At 62.4% G+C, this 6,156-nt stretch carries 5 protein-coding genes; all 5 read left to right on the top strand.

The features are described from left to right. Positions 1-69: 69 nt before the first annotated feature. The 5 genes from V7E26_RS28705 (at position 70) to V7E26_RS28685 (ending at position 6,049) form a co-directional block, all read left to right on the top strand. Positions 70-555, top strand: a complete 486-nt coding sequence (locus V7E26_RS28705; RefSeq protein WP_324422765.1) for a MarR family winged helix-turn-helix transcriptional regulator — start codon at positions 70-72, stop codon at positions 553-555. Between the two features lie 341 nt (positions 556-896). Further along, positions 897-1,910 (top strand): HlyD family secretion protein, encoded by a 1,014-nt coding sequence (locus tag V7E26_RS28700; RefSeq protein WP_324422764.1) that lies wholly within the window; start codon positions 897-899, stop codon positions 1,908-1,910. After that, complete coding sequence (gene rbbA / locus V7E26_RS28695; protein ID WP_324422763.1) at positions 1,900-4,629, top strand: ribosome-associated ATPase/putative transporter RbbA; 2,730 nt, start codon at positions 1,900-1,902, stop codon at positions 4,627-4,629. The genes V7E26_RS28700 and rbbA overlap by 11 nt, the downstream gene beginning before the upstream one ends. A 3-nt stretch (positions 4,630-4,632) precedes the next feature. Beyond that, a complete protein-coding gene (locus V7E26_RS28690; RefSeq protein WP_324422762.1) occupies positions 4,633-5,763 on the top strand; it encodes an ABC transporter permease in 1,131 nt (376 codons plus the stop codon). 145 nt (positions 5,764-5,908) lie between these two features. Beyond that, complete coding sequence (locus V7E26_RS28685; protein WP_324422761.1) at positions 5,909-6,049, top strand: hypothetical protein; 141 nt, start codon at positions 5,909-5,911, stop codon at positions 6,047-6,049. Positions 6,050-6,156 lie beyond the last annotated feature (107 nt).

The following is a 6,156-nucleotide window of genomic DNA, read 5'->3' as shown; positions in this document are numbered from 1 at the left end:
GACGCCACTATGACGTTAAGCGCATCGCATAATTGACATCATAATGTCAACAAAATTATATGGTGACAAATGAAGCAAACCAGAAGAACGCCCGCTGGCGAGGCATTGACGGGAATGATTTTGGACCTCTTCCGCTTAACAAGCGCAGTCTTAGCGGCAGGCGATCGCTTGGTCGCGCCCCTGGGTCTGACAAGCGCTCGGTGGCAAGTTCTAGGCGCTATAGTCTCGGCAGAACGCCCGCAACCTGTGGCTTGGCTGGCTCGCGATTTGGGCGGCAACCGGCAAAACGTCCAAAGGATCATCAATGACTTGCGCGAGGAGGGGCTCGTCGAATTCGAGCACAATCCACATCACCGTCGCGCGCAACTCGTCGCCCTGACAGAAAAAGGAAAGAAATCGTTCGGAGCCGCTATGGAACTGCAGGCACCATGGGTCAATCAACTGTCCGACGGAATTGGACGCAAAGAATTGGAAGGAATGCATCACGTCATCCAGCGGCTTCAAGAAAATCTAAAAGAAATCGGCTCGACGGATATGGTGCATCTCGATCCGTGACAGATCGTCGCGAAATTGGCCTGCAGCGCGCGACTTCGCAGCGGAGCCAAGGCGCCGACATCTCGCGCAATACTTGCCCTTTGCTGTCGCGCTCGGTCGTCGCCCTCAGACACGCGGCGGCGGTTCATGTGCAGCAAGATACCGAGGCGAAGAAACCGGCGAGGGCAGGCTTGCGGGAGACCTTCCGCCGGGTCAACTTGGGGTGACGCGGTTTGCCTGACCGAGCGAAGGGATGAGCTGTACACTGCCGCCGAACGAGGCTTGCCTTACGAGTTCATCGTTCGGAGCTGGATTGACCGACCTCAACGTCGGTCAACCAACCATCAAGTAGGCGATATGCGATGTCGATCACCAAGAGCTTCAAAACTGCCGCCACCCTCCTTGCCATCGTCTTGGCCGGCATGACGGGTGCCATCTATTGGCAGCGCGCCAAGCAGCCAAGGGCGCCGTCCGACATGACGACCGCGAGCGGTCGCATCGAGGTGGAGCGCGTCGATATCTCGACCAAGCTCGCCGGCCGGCTCGCAGATATCACCGTGCGGGAAGGGGACTTCATAGAACGCGGTACGGTAGTCGCCCGCATGGACGATGCGGAGTTCATGGCGCAACTGGCGTCGGCCAAGGCTTCGGTGCGACGCGCGGCGGCGATGATCGGCCGGGCGCAGGCCGAGGTCGGCAGCCGCGAGGCCCAGCTCGAACTGCAGGAGATGCAGGTCCGCCGCGCCCAGGATCTGACGAAGGGCGTCATAAGTCAGGCCGAAATCGACAAGCGTACCGCCGAGCGGGACGTGGCCAAGGCGGCCGTCGTTGCAGCGCGAGCAAACATCGTTGTCGCCGAAGCGGAGAGGGAGGCGGCTGAGGCACAGGTCGTCCAGTTGCAGGTTTCGATCGACGACATGGTGCTCAAGGCTCCTGTGGCTGGTCGCGTCGAGTACAAGCTCGTGCAGCCCGGCGAGGTCATTGCTGCGGGCGGCCGTGTCGCGACACTGCTCGACCTGTCAGATGTGTTCATGACCGTCTTTCTGCCAACTGCAGACGTGGGACGGGTGGCTCTAGGGGCCGAAGCAAGGATCGTGCTCGATGCAGCACCTCAGTTTGTGATTCCCGCGTTCGTGTCCTTCATCGCAGCTGAGGCCCAGTTCACGCCCAAATACGTCGAGACGCAGAACGAGCGTGAAAAGCTCATGTATCGCGTCAAGTTGAAGATCGACCCGAAGCTGCTCGAGACGCATCGCCGGCACGTCAAGGCCGGTCTCACGGGTACGGGCTACGTCCTTCTCGGCGATGGTGCGCAATTTCCGCCGCGCTTGCAGCCCAAGCTGCCCGAGCCGACGGGGACTGCCAATGTCCGCTGAGACCGCAGTGATCCGGCTCTCGGGTGTTGAGCACCGCTACAGGTCAACAATCGCGTTGACCGATGTGGCTCTTACAGTTCCGGCGGCATCCACGACAGCGATCGTCGGTCCGGACGGGGTTGGCAAATCGACGCTGCTGGCGCTGATCGCCGGCGCCAAGCGAATCCAAGCCGGCCGTGTCGAGGTGCTCGGCGGTGACATGGCGCGCGCAGATCACCGCACGCGCGTGTCACCGCGTATCGCTTTCATGCCGCAAGGCCTGGGCAAGAACCTTTATCCGACGCTGTCAGTCGCGGAGAACATCGACTTCTTCGCCTCGCTCTACGGCGCATCCGTTGCAGAACGGCGGACCCGCGCCAACGATTTGATGGTTGCGACAGGCCTCGATCCGTTTCCTGATCGGCCAGCCGGCAAGCTCTCCGGTGGCATGCGCCAGAAGCTCTCCCTCTGCTGCGCTCTTGTGCACGATCCCGACCTGCTCATTCTCGACGAGCCGACGACGGGCATCGATCCGCTGTCACGCCGCCAATTCTGGCAGCTCATCGACCGCATCCGGGAGCAGAGGCCGGCGCTCACTCTGGTGGTCGCCACAGCCTACATGGAGGAGGCCGAGCGCTTCCAGAACCTCGTTGCCATCGATGGCGGGCGCATTCTTGCAGCAGGCCCAATCGCAGAGGTCAAGCGAAGCACCGGTGCGGAGACCGTCGAGGAGGCCTACATCCGCTTGCGCTATCGAGGGCAGACTGCGCGCCCTCCGGCGTTCGTGGTGGAGCCGCGCACGCATGACGTTGGCGACGTCGTGATCGAGGCCGAGGAGCTCACGTGCCGCTTCGGCGACTTCACGGCCGTCGACAGCGTCAGTTTCCGCATTTCGCGCGGCGAGATCTTCGGCTTCCTCGGCTCCAACGGTTGCGGCAAGACCACGACGATGAAGATGCTGACGGGCCTTCTTCCCGCCAGCAGCGGGCATGCGACACTGCTCGGCAAGCCGATCGATGCGACCGACCTCGCGACGCGCATGCGTGTCGGGTACATGTCACAGTCGTTCTCGCTCTACGGCGAGTTGACCGTCCGTGCCAATCTCGACCTCCATGCTCGCCTCTATCAGGTGCCCGCCGCTGAGATCCCGCAACGCATCGAGACGGCACTGCAACAGTTCGAACTCAGGGCCGTTGCCGACAGCTATCCGGGAGACGTGTCCCTCGGCATTCGGCAACGCTTGCAGCTCGCGGCAGCGTGCCTCCACCAGCCCGAAGTATTGATCCTCGACGAGCCGACCTCTGGCGTCGATCCCGAGGCGCGTGATCATTTCTGGCGGCTGCTGCTTGATCTCTCGCGTCGCGGCGGCGCGACCATATTCGTCTCTACGCACTTTATGAACGAGGCGGAGCGTTGCGACCGCGTCTCCCTCATGCACGCTGGCAAGGTTCTCGCTGTCGGAACCCCGGCGGAGATATACAAGGCCGAGAACGTCGCGACGCTTGAGGACGCCTTCGTCGGGCATCTCGGCCGTGCCGGTGCCGGGGATGGCTTACATACCATCCATCTGTCGACGATTGCCGATGCGGGTGGGGCGCAGACGTCGGTTTGGCGGGCCCCTTCGCTCATCTGGATAGCAGCGTTTGCTCGCCGCGAAGCCATGGAGCTGATGCGTGACCGCGTGCGGCTGCTGTTCGCACTGTGTGCGCCGATCCTGCTGATGCTGACCTTCGCTAAAGGCATCTCGTTCGACATCGAGGCGCTGCCCGTCGCCATCTTCGATCGGGACCAATCGATCGAGAGCCAGGGGCTGGTCCTGCACATTGCAGGATCGCGCTATTTCGATAAGCGTCAGCCCGTGTTCTCTGAGGCGGAGATTGATCGGCGCCTGCAGTCTGGGGACCCGGCGCTGGTTGTCGGCATTCCCCCGGCCTTCGGGCGCGATCTGCTCCGCGGACACACGCCGGTCATCAGCTTATGGCTCGACGGCGCAAATCCGACGCGCGCCAACACGGCACGCGGTTATGCCGAGGGGATCATCTCGTTCTATGTCCGCGATCTCGCGCGACACGAGACAGGCAAGGAACCTGAGACCGCCGTCAACTTCGAGCCGCGCTTCTGGTACAATCAAGATTTTCGCAGCGTGTTCGCCATCACGCCGGGCGTGATCATGCTGCTCGCCATCCTCATTCCTTCGATGCTGACCGCGCTCGCCGTCGTCCGCGAGCGCGAGATCGGGTCAATCGTCAATCTGTCGGTTTCTCCGGCTACGACGACCACCTTCTTGATCGGCAAAGCACTGCCGTACACCGGCCTCAGCATCGTGACGCTGGCGCTCATGGTTCTTCTGGCGCTCTGGCCGCTCGGGCTCTCGCTGCGCGGCTCGGTGCTGGCATTGGCGCTCGGCGGCATCATCTACACGTTCGCCGCTACGACCTTCGGCCTGCTCGTCTCGACCTTCGTGCGCAGCCAGGTGGCGGCCATGTTCGCATGCGCGCTGCTCACACTGCTGCCGGCGATGAACTTCTCCGGCTTCACGCAGCCGGTCTCGAACCTCACAGAAACCGGACGCATGATCGGCTACGGCTTCCCGTCCTACTGGTTCCAGCAGATCAGCATGGGCGTGTTCGCCAAGGGGCTCGCCGCATCGGAGCTGATCGCGCCGATGCTGGCATTGACGCTCTTTCCCATCGCGTTCGTGACGGCGGCAAGCCTGTTGCTGCGCAAGCAGGAGCGATGAACCATGCTGCAGTGGTTCGCGAACGTCTTTCGCCTTGGTGTCAAGGAGCTGGCGAGCGTGTGGCGCGATCGCGGCATGGTGGTCTTCATCATCTGGGCGTTCACTGGCACGATCTATCTCGTGAGTGCCGGCTCGAACACTGAGATGCGCGACGCGAGCGTCGGTTTCGTCGACCGGGATCAATCGGCATTGTCGCAGCGCATCCGCGATGCTCTTCGACCGCCTCACTTCTCGCCGCCCCGCTCGCTCGATGCCGCCGATATAGACAAGGCGATGGATGGTGCACGCTTCACATTCGTCATCGACATTCCGCCGCGTTTCGAGCGCGACGTCCTCTCTGGGCGTCGCCCGGCCATCCAGATCAACGTTGACGCGACGGCGATGACCCAGGCCGGCACCGGGTCCGGCTACATTCAGGAGATCGCGACGCGAGAGGTGCACCAGTCCCTGCGCGAGCACGGCCGCACGTCGGCGAGCATGATCGACTTTACGGTGCGGTCGTTCTTCAACCCGAACCTCGACGAGCAGCGGCACATGGCTGTCATGGAGATCATCAACAACGTGTGCCTGCTCTCGATCATGCTGGTCGGCGCGGCTGTCGTGCGGGAGCGCGAGCATGGCACCATCGAGCATCTACTGGTGATGCCCGTGACACCCAGCGAGATCGTCGCTGCCAAGTATTGGGCGAACGGGCTCATCGTACTGGTCGCCGTGACGCTGTCGCTCAATCTGGTCGCGCGGTTCGCCATGGGCATCCCGATCGGCGGCTCGGTGCCGCTGTACCTCGTCGGCGCGACAGTGTTCCTGTTTGCGACGATGGCGCTCGGCGTGATGCTCGCTACGTTGTCGGCCTCCATGCCGCAGTTCGCGCTGCTGGCCTTTCCCACAGTCATCGTCATGGAAGTGCTGTCAGGCGGCATGGCGCCGATCGAAAGCATGCCGGATGCACTCCGCATCGTCATGTCCGTCGTTCCCTCGACGCACTATGTCGCGTACTCGCATGCCGTCCTGTTCCGCGATGCAGGCATGGATATCGTGTGGCCGGAGCTTGTCTGGATGGCCGGCCTCGGAGCCGTCTACACGACGATCGCCCTGATGCGCTTCCGGTCGATGCTGACCGCCAGCAATCGGTGAGGTCCAACACGCATATGTCCCCGCGTGCAATGAGCGGGCTGCTGCAGGCACCGATTGCTTAAGGCGCCGCCAGACGCCGGCCGAAGAGACAGGCGCCAACTGCCGTCGCTGCGAGGGCCTGACTGAATCTCCACGGCGGATCGAAATGAATCTGGAGGAGGTTCGCCGCTCCTACGTAGAGATGCTGTTCAAGAAGTATTCCGGACATCGCGGGAAGCTCGCCGACGCGCTCGGTGTCTCCGAGCGCAACCTCTACCGCTTACTGCACAAGTACAAGCTCGGTTAATTCCCCATGGCCCAAGGTCGATGAGGCGCGGCTCTTCTATGAGCGCTACGACTTCACTTCCTCGCCCCCGATCCATATCGCCGTTTCCTTCTGTTGAAGGTGCGTTC

This window comes from Bradyrhizobium sp. (genome assembly GCF_036735945.1).
In the GTDB taxonomy this organism is placed as follows: domain Bacteria; phylum Pseudomonadota; class Alphaproteobacteria; order Rhizobiales; family Xanthobacteraceae; genus Bradyrhizobium.
This window is presented reverse-complemented; position numbering and strand designations above follow the sequence as displayed.

Coding starts and splice junctions, on each gene's coding strand:
- V7E26_RS28685 (WP_324422761.1), top strand. CDS start 5,909: ATGAATCTGGAGGAGGTTCGCCGCTCCTACGTAGAGATGCTGTTCAAG.
- V7E26_RS28705 (WP_324422765.1), top strand. CDS start 70: ATGAAGCAAACCAGAAGAACGCCCGCTGGCGAGGCATTGACGGGAATG.
- V7E26_RS28700 (WP_324422764.1), top strand. CDS start 897: ATGTCGATCACCAAGAGCTTCAAAACTGCCGCCACCCTCCTTGCCATC.
- V7E26_RS28690 (WP_324422762.1), top strand. CDS start 4,633: ATGCTGCAGTGGTTCGCGAACGTCTTTCGCCTTGGTGTCAAGGAGCTG.
- rbbA (WP_324422763.1), top strand. CDS start 1,900: ATGTCCGCTGAGACCGCAGTGATCCGGCTCTCGGGTGTTGAGCACCGC.